Source organism: Bacillus sp. BD48 (assembly GCF_046566805.1).
GTDB classification, from domain to species: domain Bacteria; phylum Bacillota; class Bacilli; order Bacillales; family Bacillaceae; genus Bacillus; species Bacillus safensis.
In genome coordinates, this window is record NZ_JANGFM010000002.1 from 854,878 (window position 1) to 871,227 (window position 16,350).

General features: G+C 40.0%; 18 protein-coding genes. 9 read left to right on the forward strand and 9 right to left on the reverse strand.

Going from position 1 to position 16,350, the window contains the following annotated elements; all coding sequences use genetic code 11:
* Window positions 1-6 precede the first annotated feature (6 nt).
* Window positions 7-1,479 (forward strand): nicotinate phosphoribosyltransferase, encoded by a 1,473-nt coding sequence (locus ACLGGR_RS09285; protein WP_142945091.1) that lies wholly within the window; start codon window positions 7-9, stop codon window positions 1,477-1,479.
* A 137-nt stretch (window positions 1,480-1,616) separates the two neighbouring features.
* Window positions 1,617-2,843, forward strand: coding sequence for an EAL and HDOD domain-containing protein (locus ACLGGR_RS09290; protein WP_048237328.1), 1,227 nt, complete (start codon window positions 1,617-1,619; stop codon window positions 2,841-2,843).
* A 35-nt stretch (window positions 2,844-2,878) separates the two neighbouring features.
* Here the strand turns inward: ACLGGR_RS09290 and ACLGGR_RS09295 are convergent, their stop codons facing one another.
* Window positions 2,879-3,235 (reverse strand): YuzC family spore coat inner layer protein, encoded by a 357-nt coding sequence (locus tag ACLGGR_RS09295; protein ID WP_410972943.1) that lies wholly within the window; start codon window positions 3,233-3,235, stop codon window positions 2,879-2,881.
* Between the two features lie 505 nt (window positions 3,236-3,740).
* On the opposite strand from ACLGGR_RS09295, the gene degQ reads away from it, so the two are divergent.
* The 6 genes from degQ to ACLGGR_RS09325 all read left to right on the forward strand — a co-directional run bounded on the left by degQ (window position 3,741) and on the right by ACLGGR_RS09325 (window position 8,615).
* Window positions 3,741-3,881: a degradation enzyme regulation protein DegQ gene (gene degQ / locus ACLGGR_RS09300; protein WP_003213123.1), complete on the forward strand. Its 141-nt coding sequence runs from the start codon at window positions 3,741-3,743 to the stop codon at window positions 3,879-3,881.
* Between the two features lie 151 nt (window positions 3,882-4,032).
* Window positions 4,033-4,947: a polyprenyl synthetase family protein gene (locus ACLGGR_RS09305; protein WP_323649151.1), complete on the forward strand. Its 915-nt coding sequence runs from the start codon at window positions 4,033-4,035 to the stop codon at window positions 4,945-4,947.
* A complete protein-coding gene (gene comX, locus ACLGGR_RS09310; protein WP_142945088.1) occupies window positions 4,944-5,114 on the forward strand; it encodes a competence pheromone ComX in 171 nt (56 codons plus the stop codon). The genes ACLGGR_RS09305 and comX overlap by 4 nt, the downstream gene beginning before the upstream one ends.
* Before the next feature lie 53 nt (window positions 5,115-5,167).
* On the forward strand, window positions 5,168-7,480 hold the full coding sequence (locus ACLGGR_RS09315) for an ATP-binding protein (RefSeq protein ID WP_410972944.1): 2,313 nt from the start codon (window positions 5,168-5,170) through the stop codon (window positions 7,478-7,480).
* Between the two features lie 80 nt (window positions 7,481-7,560).
* The gene (comA, locus tag ACLGGR_RS09320) at window positions 7,561-8,202 is read left to right on the forward strand and encodes a two-component system response regulator ComA (protein WP_024423322.1); all 642 of its coding nucleotides are present in this window, start codon (window positions 7,561-7,563) and stop codon (window positions 8,200-8,202) included.
* Window positions 8,203-8,225: 23 nt separating this feature from the next.
* Window positions 8,226-8,615, forward strand: a complete 390-nt coding sequence (locus tag ACLGGR_RS09325; protein ID WP_095409463.1) for a hotdog fold thioesterase — start codon at window positions 8,226-8,228, stop codon at window positions 8,613-8,615.
* A gap of 94 nt (window positions 8,616-8,709) precedes the next feature.
* Here ACLGGR_RS09325 and mnhG read toward each other — a convergent pair whose 3' ends face one another.
* Genes mnhG through ACLGGR_RS09360 form a run of 7 tightly spaced genes read right to left on the reverse strand, consistent with a single transcriptional unit; the run spans window position 8,710 to window position 14,480 of the window.
* Window positions 8,710-9,084: a monovalent cation/H(+) antiporter subunit G gene (gene mnhG / locus ACLGGR_RS09330; RefSeq protein WP_142945429.1), complete on the reverse strand. Its 375-nt coding sequence runs from the start codon at window positions 9,082-9,084 to the stop codon at window positions 8,710-8,712.
* Window positions 9,068-9,349 carry a Na(+)/H(+) antiporter subunit F1 gene (locus ACLGGR_RS09335; protein WP_024425942.1) on the reverse strand — a complete coding sequence of 94 codons (282 nt, stop codon included), beginning with the start codon at window positions 9,347-9,349 and terminating at the stop codon, window positions 9,068-9,070. Before ACLGGR_RS09335 ends, mnhG begins: the two co-directional genes overlap by 17 nt.
* Window positions 9,349-9,828, reverse strand: coding sequence for a Na+/H+ antiporter subunit E (locus tag ACLGGR_RS09340; protein ID WP_024425941.1), 480 nt, complete (start codon window positions 9,826-9,828; stop codon window positions 9,349-9,351). Before ACLGGR_RS09340 ends, ACLGGR_RS09335 begins: the two co-directional genes overlap by 1 nt.
* Window positions 9,829-9,834: 6 nt before the next feature.
* Window positions 9,835-11,313, reverse strand: coding sequence for a Na+/H+ antiporter subunit D (locus tag ACLGGR_RS09345; RefSeq protein WP_410972945.1), 1,479 nt, complete (start codon window positions 11,311-11,313; stop codon window positions 9,835-9,837).
* Window positions 11,306-11,647, reverse strand: coding sequence for a Na(+)/H(+) antiporter subunit C (locus ACLGGR_RS09350; RefSeq protein ID WP_048237322.1), 342 nt, complete (start codon window positions 11,645-11,647; stop codon window positions 11,306-11,308). The genes ACLGGR_RS09345 and ACLGGR_RS09350 overlap by 8 nt, the downstream gene beginning before the upstream one ends.
* Window positions 11,647-12,078, reverse strand: coding sequence for a Na(+)/H(+) antiporter subunit B (locus ACLGGR_RS09355; RefSeq protein ID WP_039181111.1), 432 nt, complete (start codon window positions 12,076-12,078; stop codon window positions 11,647-11,649). The genes ACLGGR_RS09350 and ACLGGR_RS09355 overlap by 1 nt, the downstream gene beginning before the upstream one ends.
* Entirely contained in the window at window positions 12,075-14,480 is a 2,406-nt protein-coding gene (locus ACLGGR_RS09360) for a Na+/H+ antiporter subunit A (protein WP_142945086.1), read from the reverse strand. Before ACLGGR_RS09360 ends, ACLGGR_RS09355 begins: the two co-directional genes overlap by 4 nt.
* Before the next feature lie 219 nt (window positions 14,481-14,699).
* Between ACLGGR_RS09360 and ACLGGR_RS09365 the strand changes: the two genes are divergently transcribed.
* The gene (locus ACLGGR_RS09365) at window positions 14,700-14,915 is read left to right on the forward strand and encodes a hypothetical protein (RefSeq protein WP_142945085.1); all 216 of its coding nucleotides are present in this window, start codon (window positions 14,700-14,702) and stop codon (window positions 14,913-14,915) included.
* Window positions 14,916-14,988: 73 nt separating this feature from the next.
* Here the strand turns inward: ACLGGR_RS09365 and ACLGGR_RS09370 are convergent, their stop codons facing one another.
* Window positions 14,989-16,326, reverse strand: a complete 1,338-nt coding sequence (locus tag ACLGGR_RS09370) for a 2-hydroxycarboxylate transporter family protein (RefSeq protein WP_265192805.1) — start codon at window positions 16,324-16,326, stop codon at window positions 14,989-14,991.
* Between the last annotated feature and the right edge of the window lie 24 nt (window positions 16,327-16,350).

Genomic DNA, 16,350 nt, shown 5'->3' on the forward strand with positions numbered 1-16,350 from the left:
TGGAAGTTGGAGCATCGGTTTAATGACGACAGTTTATCACTACATACAGATCTTTATCAAATTAACATGGCAGAAACGTATTGGAGAGACGGCATACATGAGAAGAAGGCAGTCTTTGAACTCTTCTTTAGAAAGCTTCCATTTGACAATGGCTTCGCTGTATTTGCTGGCTTAGAGAAAGCGATTGAATATTTATCGGACTTTTCTTTCACCGAAAGCGATCTAGCGTATTTAAAAGATGAACTCGGTTATAAAAGCGATTTCATTGACTATTTAAGCGGATTGTCCTTTACAGGTACACTTCATTCAATGCGAGAAGGGGAAATTGTCTTTGCGAATGAACCGATTATGCGCATCGAAGCAACGCTTGTTGAAGCTCAGTTAATCGAAACGGCATTGCTCAATATCGTGAATTTCCAGACGTTGATTGCAACAAAAGCGGCCCGGATTAAAGGAATCATTGAAGATGAGACAGCATTAGAATTCGGAACAAGACGTGCGCATGAAATGGATGCAGCGATGTGGGGAGCTAGAGCTGCACTCATCGGCGGTTTTCAGGCGACAAGTAATGTTCGTGCTGGGAAACGCTTCAACATTCCAGTATCAGGAACACATGCCCACGCACTTGTACAAGCATACCGCGATGAATATACGGCATTTAAAAAATATGCTGAAACACATACAGACTGCGTCTTTTTAGTCGATACGTATGATACCGTCAGATCAGGTATTCCGAATGCGATTAAGGTAGCGAAAGAATTTGGAGACAAAATCAACTTCATTGGTGTCAGACTTGATAGCGGAGACCTTGCATACTTGTCTAAAAAAGCTAGAACGATGCTGGATGAAGCAGGATTCCATGATGCAAAAATCATTGCATCAAGCGATCTTGATGAACACACCATTATGAATTTAAAGGCACAGGGCGCCAAAATTGATGTGTGGGGTGTTGGGACAAAACTCATCACAGCATTCGATCAGCCAGCCCTCGGTGCAGTATATAAGCTGGTATCCATTGAAGAAAACGGCAAAATGAATGATACCATCAAAATTTCATCCAACCCAGAGAAAGTGACAACACCAGGCCGTAAACGTGTGTACCGCATTATCAATCAATTGAATCATCATTCTGAGGGTGACTACATTGCACTTGAAGAGGAAGATGTTCATAGTGAGGATAAACTAAAAATGTTCCATCCTGTGCATACATTTATTAGTAAATTTGTGACGAATTTTGTGGCGAAAGATCTACACGTCCCGATTTTTGAACAAGGAAAACTTGTCTATGACAATCCGGATATTCAAACGATTCAAGCCTACGTGCAGGACAGTCTTGGACTCTTCTGGGAGGAATACAAACGAATCAGCAAACCAGAAGAATATCCAGTCGATTTGAGTCAAAAATGCTGGGATAATAAAATGCAGTTTATCCATGATGTGAAAAATAAAATCAAAAAAGAGCTTTATGAAAGCGAATGATTAGAAGAAAGGGAGATCATCAAGCCGGATGGTCTCTTTTTTTTATTTTGACCGATTGAAAATGAACGAAAAGCGCAATCATTTGGTATACTGAAAGCACATCTTGTTTGTCATGGCATAAAGGAGGATTGGAGCAGTTGAGGGTGTTTGTTGCAAGACAGCCTATTTTTAACAGAAAAGAACAAGTCGTATCATATGAGCTGCTTTATAGAGATAGTGAAACCAATACATATAGCGCTGAAGACGGTGATCAAGCGACAACGGACCTCATTATCAACAGTTTTCTAAATATCGGCATCGAGACACTGACAGAAGGAAAACGATGCTACATTAATTTCACCGAAAGCTTGCTTTCATCTGATCTGCTCACCTATTTTGATCCGCATCAGCTTGTGATCGAGATATTAGAAAATGTACCGATTACCCCGGCACTTATTATGAGATGTAAGCAGTTAAAAAAATGGGGATATACGATTGCACTCGATGATTTCTTCCTAAACGGAACACATTATAGTGACAAGCTGCTTGAGGAACTCCTCTATTGCATTGATATTTTAAAAATTGACTTTTTGAAAACGACAACGCAAGAACGAAGAGCTATTCTGAATACGTATAAAAAGTATCGCCTTCGATTTCTAGCTGAAAAAGTAGAAACGAGAAGAGAATATGAAGAAGCGCTAGAAGCGGGCTTCCACTTGTTTCAAGGGTATTTCTTTAGTGAGCCGCATGTGATATCGGGACGAGCCTTATCGACCAGCTTCCATGCGTACCATCAGCTTTTAAATGAGTTAAGCAAGGACCAGCCGAATATCCAGACCGTGACCCATTTTATTGAAAGTGACCTTTCGCTATCATATCAATTATTAAAAATGCTAAATTCAGGCGGCATGAGACGTCTTTATCAAATTAAAAGTATCCGGCAGGCAATTATCCTGCTTGGGTTTAATGAGATTCGGCGCTGGATCTTTATCCTTTCATTTAAAGAACTGAATGTCCAAGCTAACTCAAGCCAAAAAGAAATTATCAAAATGTCATTCATTCGTGCCAAAACGTGTGAACTGATTGCCCACCGTACTGAACGAGAGCACCCAGCCTCTTATATGCTGACAGGTATGTTTTCTCTTATTGATACACTTGTCAGAGCAGATATCACAGAACTTGTGAAGGAGCTGCCGCTTTCTGATGAAGTTGGCGAGGCACTGCTTGGCTATGAAAATGATTATTCTTTTGTGCTAGGTGTGGCCAAACGTATTGAACGAAATGAATGGGATGATGAGATGTTAGATGGAAATCTCCCGAAACAGGAAGCTTATGGCTGTTATATAGAAGCCATTGAATGGTGCCATAAAATGTTTGAATCTTAAGAAAAGCCGCTCGCGTGAGAGCGGCTTTTTCTTTGTCATGCCCACTGTAAAAGAAGAAAAAGTCTGCTGGAGGCAAGAGACAAGTAGATCCGAATGCCTTCTGGACTAAAGCGGATATCGATGCCGCTTTTCACACCGATTTGCTTCAGCATTCGGATGACACTTGTTGAATCAGAGCGCTCAGCAGCCTCCATGATGCGCTGCGCAAACGGAAGGGAGCTGGAAATTTGCTGCGTGATGAGTGAAGCATCAGCAACGAGACGTGCTGATTCCTTTGCGGCGCGTTGAAATGAGTGGGCATCTACTGGAGGAAAAGTCATTGGCGTGCGCGGTGGGTATGCGTGGCTCATTGCGGGAACCTGCAAAGCAGGATAAGGAACATAGTAAAACACATGGTCACCTCTTCTCTCATTGACGTGAAATTGGACGGATATCTGTTCTAAATGTATGAAGAAAATCAGAATAAAGAATCAAAATGATCTTTCTATCTTTGTAAATCCAACATAAAAATAGGTACTTTTGCGGTCAATTTCGGTGAATGTCGCCAAAAAGTTGCGGTGTCCACAATAGCGTCTGTCGTCTGACCTATAACACGTAAAACCGAAGATGCGGAGGGGATCGTATGTTCTTTCGGGAGAGAAGTGTGACGAATGATGCCTATTCCTGTCGCAAAAATGACGCAATTCCTTTGAAATTGAGATAAAAGTATGATTTGAAAAGTCAGAAAATGATGAAAAAAGACCTATTGAATTTTGCGGTATCACGCACACATTTTGTGCATACTTTTCGGTGAAAAAATACTCAATTACATTTACACTGTTAGTAACAGATCAAATACTTATGACCCAATCACCATACACAAATACATTGATCTTCCAAAAAAGGAGAGTGGAATCGATGGAAAAGTATGAAATCGAAGAACTTAAACAATTATTATGGAAACTTGAAAACGAAATTAGAGAAACAACGGCTTCTCTTCATAACATTAACAAAAGCATTGATCAATACGACAAATATGAATATGTGAAAATTTCTTAAAGACTTGATAATCATCAAGTCTTTTTTTTATCCAAATACATACAAAAAAAGGATATATTATTATATAATTGTTAAATAGCGATGTCAGTGGACATTTGCTCATGTCTTTTTAGTAAAATAAAAGACGAGAGGGTGAGGTACAAGATCGAGTATGCTAAACTATCTAGATAATACAAAAATCAAGCAGAATATGTCTGATTTTATTCAACATGCAGTCAGGCAGAATGATTTACAAAAGCTGCTTCTGAAATTTACAGATAGAAAAAAAGAATTTCCTCTTGGTCAATTGGCTTACCAGCATTATGAGGCATTTGGCGGACAAGACAAGCGAGCGATTACAAAACTGGCAGCAGGGATTGAACTTCTTATCTTATCTGCCGATATATTAGATGATATTGAAGATCAGGACAATGATTCGTATCCTTGGATGAACGTCGACCAAGGAGTGGCCATCAATGCTTCTACGTATTTATATACGGTGAGTATCCAATTCATCGCATCAATATGTGAAAATAATTCTCAACTAGTAGAGAAGCTGTTCCATTTCATTAAAATGTCAATGGAAGGGCAGCACGAGGATTTGCGTCATTTGCATAGAACAGAAGAAGAGTGTGTAGAGGTTTTAAGGAAAAAATCGGGTTCTTTAACAGCTATTTCTAGCGTTCTGGGTGTTTATTTAGCGACAGGAAAAATAAGCTCCACTGTGGAATCTTATTCGATATATTATGGTGTTGCTGAACAGATCAGTAACGATTTTTTTGCGTTATTTTCAAAAACAAACGGAGATTTTCAAAAAAAACAAACGCTGGCATTCAGTTATTTACAAAGACGTTTTAACGATGCCAGTCAAGAGCTTCTTGCCTTCTTTTCTAACCAGCTGGATGAATCAGAGCAAAAGCCGTTTCAACTGAAGCAGAAGTTACTTGAAGCTGGTTTGACTCAGTACATGGTATCGATGAGAGAGATTATGCTGTTAAAAATGAAGCGTGGAATGGAACAACTTGATTTACCTAAAACGAAGAAGGAACAATTATATGCATTTATGACAAAGGAGGGCAATGATTGAACATTCAAAATGTTATTGCATATTTAGTCAAAAATCCTGGTGTTGTGAATGAATTGGACTTAGGGAATGCAAGTTTAATTCATACAGATGAGCAAACCATGAAAGCAATCATTCAGGGGATTAAAAAAGGGCAAATGTCTGCAGATTATATATGGTACTATAAATGATACGATTCATTTAAAAATGATTTAAAAGTTCTCCAGTTAAGGATGTTTTATACATGAAGATAACTTATACGAAACTATCTGCTTTTTTGGTTTTTCTGTCTTTTTTATTTGTGATCTATGTTTCATATATTTATGTATTTGATATTTTTAATGGAGCACGTGTAGCGGAGAACAAGAACGGTCAAGCAGAAGTTGTCAAAGTTGAATATCTTTCTTTAGCCTACACATCAGGATTAGAAGAAGGAGATATTATACTTAAAATCAATGGGGAACCTGCTAACAACAAAGATTATTTGATCAATGGTGAGCTTAGGAATGTGCAAAGAATTGATATTCAAAGAGGCAACCAAATGATCACTCTAAAAAATAAGACATTGATTGGTCAAGAAAGTTTATTTGTCTATATAATTCCTCTCATCCTGTATTCAATTTGTTTATTTTGTATCTTCTTTATCATTCGAATTAACAAAGAGGCCCAACGAAAATCAGCATTTCTTTTAGTTTTATTTTTATTAACGATTTGTATCGGATATCTTAGTGCAGGTACTTCAGGTATTGGTGATAGATTTAGCCATTATGTAATCACATTTTGTTTATCAAGTGTATTTGTCTTTTATATTCATTTCATTTATCAATATTTCAAAGAGTTTGACTTGCATATAACGACTCAAAAAACGATTCGCTTTTTATATAGCCTTCCTATAATTAATCTAGTAATAGAGTTATTTGTTCCGATTGATTCGGCGTTAGCCAGATACATGCCAAGTTTAAATCTTTTATTCTTTTTTGCTTCTATTATCATGTCATTCAAAGTGATTATCAATGGAATGCGGAAATATAAAGAGACAGAGCAGGGGTCTGTTTTAAAGTTTTTTGTCATGATAAATATTATAGCATTTTGTCCATTTATATTTTTATTTGCAATTCCATATGTTTTGTTTCGTATTTATGTGGTAGATCCATTTTTCTTAACTTCTTTTGTCTTGCTCATTCCTTTTTCACTCGTGTATCAATTTATGACGAACAAACTTTACAATATGGATTTTTTGTTAAGCAGACTGAAATACTATGGGTTTCTTGCCATTACACCGACCATTTTTGTTGTTGTCACGTTTTACATTCTGCAAAAGCCAGAAGATTTGAAGTACACACTGAAGCTCGCATTAATCACCTATACACTCATGTTGGCTGTTTTCTATTTCAAAGAAATTCTAGATTTCCGTTTTCGTCTGAAGCGTTTTTCAGAGAAGCATAATTACCAGGACAGCGTGTTTAAATTCACGCAGCTCATTCGTGAGGCGTCCTCACTTCATCAAGTGTTATATCATTTAAAATACACCATTTTAGAAGTGCTTGTTGTGAATAAAGCCTTTGTGCTTGAGGTGAAGGCTGATGGACAAATTATTGAAATTGATGAGTCAACAAATGATAGTAAGCTATGGAAAGAATACGTGGATCAATTTCAAGATATTTTAGGTGAAGTTGGTAAAATCATCGAGCTTGATAAAGGATTTATGATGAAAATTGGCGAGCGGGGCGGTCACTCGTTTATGATTTGCTGCTTATCCAATATACAGACACCGAAATTGACACGTGATGAAATTTCTTGGCTGAAAACATTGGCCTTTTATACAAGTGTCAGTTTAGAAAATGTTGTCAAGATCGAAGAATTGATGGAGCATCTTGACGATTTGAAGCAGCGTGAAGCCAATCCTGCCTGGCTGAAGAAAATCATGTTTGCCATGGAAGAAAAGCAGCGCTCAGATTTAGCGAGGGATCTTCATGATTCTGTGCTGCAGGACTTGATATCGCTGAAAAGGCAGTCAGAGATGTTTTTAACGAATTTTCAAAACAACCAATGCCCAACATCTATTGAAAATTCGCTTATCTCATGGAACGATCAAATGTCTAAAGTGATTCAAACGACGAGAGAAACGTGTCATGAGCTTCGGCCGCAGCTGCTGTATGATTTAGGTTTAGTAAAGGCGATATCAAAGCTGACTTCTCAAATTCAGGAGGAAGCGCCGTTTCATATTAGGCTGAATACGACACGCTTTGATAAAGAGCTGGACATCGATATTGATTCACAGCTGAATATTTACCGAATTGTCCAGGAGCTGTTATCTAATGCCCTGAAGCACTCCCAAGCCACTCAAGTGTTAGTGATGCTGATTTGTATTAAAGATCAGGTTGTTCTTCACTATGAGGATGATGGAGTCGGTTTTGATGCAAGTCATCTTGATCAGCACACAATGAGCATGGGGCTATCGGGAATTAGAGAACGAGTCAAAGCGTTAAATGGAAAGCTTCAAATTCACACAGCCCCGGAAAAAGGGCTTAAGGTGAAAATTGAAATGGAATTGTAACGATTTATTAAGGATTAAGACTTGGCATCAGCCAAGTCTTTTATATAAAATGGAAGTGAGTGATTTAAAGGGAGGAAGACATGAAGAAGATATTGGTCATTGATGATCATCCGGCTGTCATGGAAGGGACAAAAAGCATTTTAGAATCAGACCAGCAGCTATCAGTCGATTGTTTAAGTCCTGATGCAGAAGCCGCCTTTTTAAAGACGCATGACTTTTCCATCTATGACGTGATTTTAATGGATTTAAATCTCGGGGATATCAATGGAATGGACATTGCGAAGCAAATATTAGAAACCAACCATCAAGTGAAAATTATCATTTATACAGGGTATGAAGTAGATGATTATTTTGAAGAGGCAATTCGGGCTGGATTACACGGTGCAATTAGTAAAACAGAGACGAAAGACAAAATTATTGAATACATACACCGCACATTACAAGGAGAAGTTGTCATTCAGCTGTCCTATTTAAAGAAATTAATTTCACAGCAGCAAGAAAAGCCAGAACAGGCGCAGCAGACTGATCACGATCTCTTAACTGAACGGGAGTGTTTGATCCTTAGAGAAGTAGAAAAAGGATACACGAACCAGGAGATTGCCGATGTGCTTCATTTGAGCAAACGGTCAATTGAGTACAGTTTGACATCCATCTTTAATAAGCTGAATGTTGGATCTCGTACAGAAGCGGTGTTAATAGCCAAGTCTGAAAGTGTGCTGTAAACGTGTGAAGGGAGAGGGCCTTAATGGATGTGAGCGGATCAAATACACTGCTTGAGGCACTAGGCATTGAGATTGTAGAGTGCAATGAGTCACGATGCGTTGCAACAATGCCAGTCGATCACAGAACAAAACAGCCATTTGGACTGCTGCACGGAGGAGCATCTGCTGCTCTAGCAGAAACAGTGGCGAGCATGGGGGCTGCTGCTCATTTAGACTTAACGCAGCAAGTTTGCTCAGGTATTGAAATCAATGCCAATCATTTAAAATCTGTACGCGATGGAGTGGTGACAGCGACAGCTGTTCCAGTACATGTAGGACGGCGTACAATGGTATTTCAAATCGATATAAAAGATGATCGAGACCGGCACATCTGTACGTCAAGATGCACACTTGCTGTCATTGATCGCATATAAAAAAGCTCCCGGTGCAGCGGAAGCTTTTTTTATATGCTGTTGAGCGATAAAAGAAAAGAATGGCCCAACATGTCAGTCCATTCTTTTTTGCTTTTTATAAATAAGAATCTTCTTTTCGCTTAATCACAAAGTTACGGAAACCGCCATAATCATCTTGAACACTGCGCTTGTCGAGCTTAACACCAGTATTGTAGGCGGCTCTTCCGATCAAGTGCGCGCCGACTGGTGCTGTCAGGAAGATGAATACGATCCCGAGAAGGATTTTTGCAGAGATAACACCTGCAAGAAACCATTCGTGAAAAAACACACCTACTAAAATCAGAACAACACCAAGTGTCGATGCTTTTGATGCAGCATGCATACGTGTGTAAACATCCGGCAAACGGAGGACACCAATGGCTGAAATCAAACAGAGAATAGCGCCTAGCATGATAAAGAAAATCACGATGGCTTTAGCGATGACGATCATTTTCAATCACTTCCCCTTTCTCAAGGAATTTGGAAAAAGCGACAGTACCGATAAAGGCAAGGATGCCGAGCAGTAAAATAATCTCAAAGAATGCAGTGGTTTTCAGTAAAATTGAAACGATGGCTGTCATCCCAATTAAATTGATTCCTATTGCATCAAGCGCACTCACACGATCAGGAATAGAGGGACCTTTGATCACTCGTATCACAAAAAGCAAAGTAGACAGCGCAAGAATGCCAAGTGACATTTGCAAAATGAGTTCCATTACTTACCGCTCACCTCCTGAATCGCTTTTTCAAATGAAACCCGGATATCGTGAATGGCTTTTTCAGCATCTTCAATATCCATCGCATGAATGTATAAAATCGAACGATCATCAGAAATATCAATCACTAGTGTACCTGGTGTCAATGTAATCATATTCGCCAGTATGGTGATTTCCCAATCTGTTTTCAAGTCCGTACGAAAGGCGAAAATACCGGGCTTAATCGTGAGCTTTGGAGATAATACGGTCTTTAATACACTTAAATTGGCAAGAAGCAGCTCGCGAATAAAAATGATGATAAGCTTGAAAATCGCATAAAGGGCATAGCCGTAAAAACGCTGCGGGAAAAATCGACGCAGCATAAAAATAGCGATCATCCCTAAGGCAAAGCCTGATACAAAGTCTGCGGCTCTGTATGTATCATTCATAAACATCCATGTAAAGGCGAGGAGAGCGTTTAGTAATATTTGAAAGGCCATGTTCATCTACTCCTTCAGCACAGCTTGAATATATTTTTCTGGTGTAGAGAGCATTTCCGCTGCTTGATTGATATAAGGCGCAATGAACTCTGTCCCTAACCCAATGGCAAGCGATAAGACGACAAGCAGTACGCCAGGGTACACCATTCCTTTAATTGACGGCTTTCTTCTGCGCATGTCCTGATCCTCGCCCCAAAATGCAGACATGAAAATCTTCATAATAGAGTAGAGGACAAGGAGACTGGACAATAAGACCAAGATAGAAAACGTCATGTATCCAGCAGAAAATCCACCTTCCACAATTTTTAGTTTTCCAACAAAGCCACTCAGCGGCGGAATTCCTGCCAGTGATAAAGCCGATATGAAAAACATCCACCCTAATAGAGGCTGGGATTGAATCAGCCCGCCCATTTTTTTCAGTTGGTTTGTACCAGCGTACACAAAGAGGGCACCTGCCAGCATAAATAATGCTCCTTTGATCACCATGTCGTGAATGAGATAATAAATGGCTCCTTGGAGTGATGCTGGTGTGTTGGCTGCAAATCCAAACAAAATGACCCCAACAGCTGTGACAATGTTATAAATCACAATCTTCTGCACATCAGAATAGGCGATCGAGCCAATCACACCGAATATCACCGTCAGTGCGGCAAGCCACGCCATGAGTGTATGGGTGAAGCCTGTATCATGTATAAAAATTAATGTGAAGACTCTGGCAATCGCATATAAGCCAACCTTTGTCAGCAAAGCACCAAATAGAGCTGAAATCGCGGCCGGCGGTGCGTGATACGATCCTGGAAGCCAGAAATAAAGCGGGAAGATCCCAGCTTTTAAGCCGAACACAATGAGGAACAGGATGGAAATAACAGTGATTAACCCTGTTTGCCCTGATTCAGCTATTTTCACACTTAAATCAGCCATATTGAGCGTGCCCGCCACTGCATATAAGCAGGCGACTCCGACAATAAATAATGCCGACGAGATGATATTAAACACAATATATTTGAGTGACTCACGAAGCTGAGGTTTTGATCCGCCTAATACAATGAGCATATAAGACGCCATCAGCAGTAATTCAAAGAATACAAACAGGTTGAAAATATCTCCCGTTAAAAAGGCTCCGCTCACGCCAGCTAATAAAAACTGAACGCCAGAATAATAGAAGAGACGCTCTGTTTCTTTCCCAATTGTTTGAAAGGAGAAGAGGACTGTCACAAGCCCGACAACGGATGCGGTCAGCACAAGGAGTGCAGCAAATTGATCGGCGACAAGGGCAATCCCAAATGGTGCTTTCCAGCCGCCCAAATAAAGGGTTTGTATCCCATTTGTGAAAATCGTTTGAACCAAATATGCATTACATATAATGGCTGAAAGAGATGCCAAGACACTAAAGACTCTTGACAGCATGATGTTTTTATTCATAAAGATCAATAGTGTAGCAGCTAGTAATGGAATTAAAATAGGCAGGATCACGAGATTATTCATGCTGATCATTTCCTCTCATTTGATCCATGTCATCTGTTCGCAGCTCTTGGAAAGCACGGAAGGCCATGACAAGTAATAAGGATGTCACACCAAAAGCAATGACAATGGCTGTTAAAATTAATGCTTGTGGCAATGGATCTACATAGGATGTGATCCCCTCTTTTAGAACGGGAGGCGCTCCCTTTTTTAAGCCGCCCATTGTTAAAAGCAGCAAGTGGACGCCGTGACTCAAAACAGCAGTACCGACGATGACCCGCAGAAGGCTCTTTGACAGCATCAGATAGGTCGCCGCCATAAAAATAATTCCGACGATAATAGACATTAGAAATTCCATTATTCCTTCTCTCCAATCATTTGAATAATGGTCATGGTGACACCGACAACGACTAAATACACACCGATATCAAACAGGACGGCTGTCGCCAGTTCTGTTTTCCCTAAAAACGGTAATTGGAAATAATCAAATGCATGGGATAGAAAAGGGGCACCGAATAGAAAGGATCCCATACCTGTCAGAATCGCAACGAGCAAACCGGCTCCAGCTACATAAATAAAGTCAAATGGCAAAATGCGTCTTACTGTTTTCAGATCATAGGCTAAAAGCAGAAGAACAACAGCCGCAGAACTCATCAGGCCGCCAATGAATCCGCCGCCAGGATTGTTATGTCCCGCAAGAAATAGGTGAAGGGAGAAAAGCAAGATGATGAATGCTGTGATTTTTGTTGTGACTTGCAAAAGCATATCATTCGTATCAATCTTTCTCATCGCCGCACACCTCTCTTCCGTTTTGCTTGTGTTTTTAATAACCCATAAATACCAAGTGCCGCAATGGCGAGCACAGTAATTTCAAAGAGGGTATCAAAGCCCCTGAAATCTACAAGAATGACATTGACAATATTGTCACCGCCAGCAAGTTTGTAGCTGTTTTCAATAAAGTAAGTTGAGATGGTGTCAAGTGACTGCTGACTTGTGGAAGCAAAAGCTAGACAAGTGACAACAACCCCAACACCTAAAGAAATGATGAAATTGGTCATTTTGAATCTTCTTGTTTTTTGCTTTAAGCTCAGCTTCGGCAAATGATAGAAGCAAAGCAAAAACAGTGCGACTGAAATTGTTTCAATAATGAGCTGCGTCAGCGCAAGGTCAGGTGCTCTGAAAATCACGAAGAATAATGATAGCGTGTAGCCCATGACACCTAGAGCAATAATAGCTGTTAATCGTGAGCTTGCGAATACAGTTGCAATCGTCGCCGCCACCATCACAAGTGAAAGAATGACTTCATACGTGCCAATTGAGGCAGCCTGATCTGTTTTAAATGAAAAGGCCTGCTGATAAAACATCACACCGCCAATGACGATAATCATGAAACCAAACACATAAACAAGATAGTCCCGAAGAAAACCAGTCATATAACTGTTTGTCAGGCGGTATGAACCTTTTTCCAAACCGATAAGAGAGCGGTCGTATAAAGCGTTAAATGACCATTTTTCCTTAAAGATGTTGTACATAGGACGCCATTTTGAAAGCGTCAAGTAGCCGATTGTGCCGAGTACAACAACACCTATTGTCATATACAGCTCTGGCTGAAAGCCATGCCACGCTTCAATTTTCACAGCAAATCGGCTTCCTGTTTCAATGGCTTCAGGAATGATCGCCGCAATTGCGGGTTCGATGACAGAATAGGCAAGAATATTAGGGAAAAAGAAGAAAGTGACCACAAGTGCAGCTAGAATGATTGGCGGAATGAGCATGCCGATCGGTGCTTCATGCGGTTTTTTCTCCAATTGGTCTACATTCAGACGACCTCTAAATGTTTTAAAGAGGAGCATCATACTGTAAATGAACGTGAAGACGCTAGCGAGCCAAGCGAGTGCTGGGAAGATAGCACCCCATGTTGAAACGTCCGTAAAGCTGATGTCAGAAATTCGTATCATACTTGTAAAAAATAGCTCTTTACTTAAGAAGCCATTAAATGGCGGTAGTCCGGCCATTGAGAATGTACCGATTAACGTAATCGTGAAGGTAATCGGCATGATCGTCATTAATCCGCCTAATTTCCGAATGTCACGAGTTCCTGTTTCATGATCGATAATACCAGCTGCCATAAAGAGACTGCCTTTAAATGTAGCATGGTTAATGAGGTGAAAAATAGCAGCAAGAACGGCTGCACCAAAAAAGGCAGGATTGTTTTCATGAATTGCAGCTGCGCCGACGCCAAGCATAAGCATAATCATACCGAGCTGACTCACTGTCGAATAGGCCAGAATGGCTTTCAAATCGTTTTGCCGGACGGCATGGAATGATCCCCAGAATAATGTAACAAGTCCAACGATGGAAATGGTCCAGAACCATACCTCTGATATTGCAAAGATTGGACTGAAGCGGGCAACAAGATAAATACCAGCTTTCACCATCGTAGCAGAATGCAGATAACTGCTCACAGGGGTCGGTGCTTCCATTGCATCAGGCAGCCAGATATAGAATGGGAACTGCGCTGATTTCGTAAATGCACCTAGTAAAATTAGGATCATGGCAGGGATAAAGTAAGGTGATGCCATAATAAGCTGAAGCTGATTCACTGCTTCACGAATACTGAATGAATCAGTAATCAGGTAAATGAGGATGAAGCCGCCAAGCATAGCTAATCCGCCAAAAACAGTAATAAGCAGTGATTTCGTTGCTCCGTACCTAGAGCGTTCCCGCTTATACCAATACCCAATTAAGAGGAAGGAAGAGATACTCGTTAACTCCCAAAACAAGTATAGAACCACCATGTTGTCAGAAAGAACGACACCCAGCATGGCGGTCATAAACATGAGCAAATACGTGTAGAAAGAGCCAAGCTGTTCTTTTTCTTTTGATAAGTAGAAAATACTGTACAGCACCACAAGTGCACCGATACCTGTAATTAATAAAGCAAATAACAGGCTGAGACCATCGACATACACAGTGAAATTCATCCCTAATGATGGAATCCATTCAGCCTGTGAGAAAAGTGTTCGTCCATTCGAGGTGATATGTAACATTTGGATGAAATAGGTAAATAAAAGAATTGGCAAGATGAGAACAAACCACCCTGTATGTATACGCCTCACATATTTGTAAAGGAAAGGTACAACAAAGGCGAGTAAAAAAGGTGATAGGATGGCGAAGTGAATAAGCTGCAAGAAAATGAACCTCCTTTGATCAATATAAATTCACGTTCTAAAGAACTGGTAATTAAAATTATAGCGTAAATACAGCCATAGTGCATTGGTTTGAAACGACTTCAAACAAACTGTATTTGTTTTAGGTTCTTTTGACCACAAAAATAATTTTATCAAAAATGATACCCATTGTATATTGTTTTGTTTTTCGTACATGCTTTTCTTAAAGGAGCTGATTAAATGACACAAAAGATTGCCATCAGCTTAAGCCTATTCTGCACGATTTTAGGAGGAGCATTCTTGATTGACAGAAATGATCAAAAAAGGTGGCAGGCCGGGAGTGAATGGCCGCTGTTTTCTGAGCATCTTCTTCACATGAGCTATCAAGAAACCAAGCTGTATCCTTTTCAGCCGAGGGAATATTTACGAATTGTATTAGCAGATGCTGATGAATAAGATCCTATAGGAGAAAAGAAATATAAAAAAGCATGCGCCCATGTGAGAGCCCATGCTTTTTATGTGTGAAATTTTAACTAAACATTCTGAGTAAGATCGTTGCACAGATGACAGTTGCTGCTCCGCCAAGTCGTGTAGATACTTGTGCGAAAGGCATAAGACCCATTCTTCCAGAAGCTGAAAGAATGGCAACGTCGCCAGTACCGCCAAGTCCGCTGTGACAGCCAGTGACAATAGCAGATTCTACTGGATACATGTTCATTAGTTTTCCAACGAAGTAACCAGAACCAACCATTGCGAGTACAACAGCGATACATACGCATACGAATGGAATCGAGATGACAGTTGCTACATCATCAAGTGGAATGTATAGAATACCAAGACCAACCATTAGCGGCCATGTAAAGCTTCTTGATACAAACTTGTAGAACTGCTGTGAGCCGTTTTGAAGATGCTGAGGCATCACGTTTAAGTATTTGATTAAAGCGGCAAGAACAATCATTAAGATTGGACCTGGAATATGAACAAAGCTTTCTAACAAACCACCAAAGATGAAGGTTGTACAAGCAACGAGTACACCAGCACCCATTAACCCGAAATCAACTTTTGCATCCAGATCTGGCTGTTCAAAAATTTCGTTTGCTTCTTTTGATTTCACAAGACGGCCATTTCCGTTTAGTTCAGGACGTTTCTCACCAAGCTTCTTCATTGCGCCAGCACAGATAATGGCAATGACGTTCCCAATGACAGCGGCAGGAATCAATTGAGAAATTAATGACTCTGCTGATACACCAAGAATTTGTGAATAAGCGATAGATAATGGCAAAATCCCTTCTCCAACACCACCGGCAATAATCGGTACAATAATAAAGAAGAATGAATGATGCGGTGTGTAACCAACTAAAAGGCCAACAAGGATTCCTGCACTCACAGCTGCAATTGTACCTGCAACTAGAGGAACAAACATACGAATAAGGCCTTGTACTAAAACAGTTCGCTGCATCCCAAGAATACTACCTACTACAAGAGCAGAAATATAGAAGTAAAGGAAGTTAGACGTTTTCATCAGAGACGTAACCGCTTCCAATGAGTTCGGATTCAGAACATTAAAAAAGACCAGGAACGATGGTACGAATAAAGAAAGGATCGCCGGTCCACCAATATCTTTTAAGATTGGAATACGTTGTCCTACATCTCCAAGGAAAATCCCCAAAATCATAATAACAGCGAAACCGCCAAGCATATTTGCTGGAATTTTATTAAAATAAGCGGCAGTTAAAATAATCGCTGCAAGTACTAAATACACAGGTAGATCAATAACACCAATTTTCCAAGACATGATCTTACGGAAAACGCTTTTATTATTGTCAGAATCGTCTGTAATCGATTTCAATTGTTGTGCATTAGCCACATAAACACCCCCAAATGCTATTTG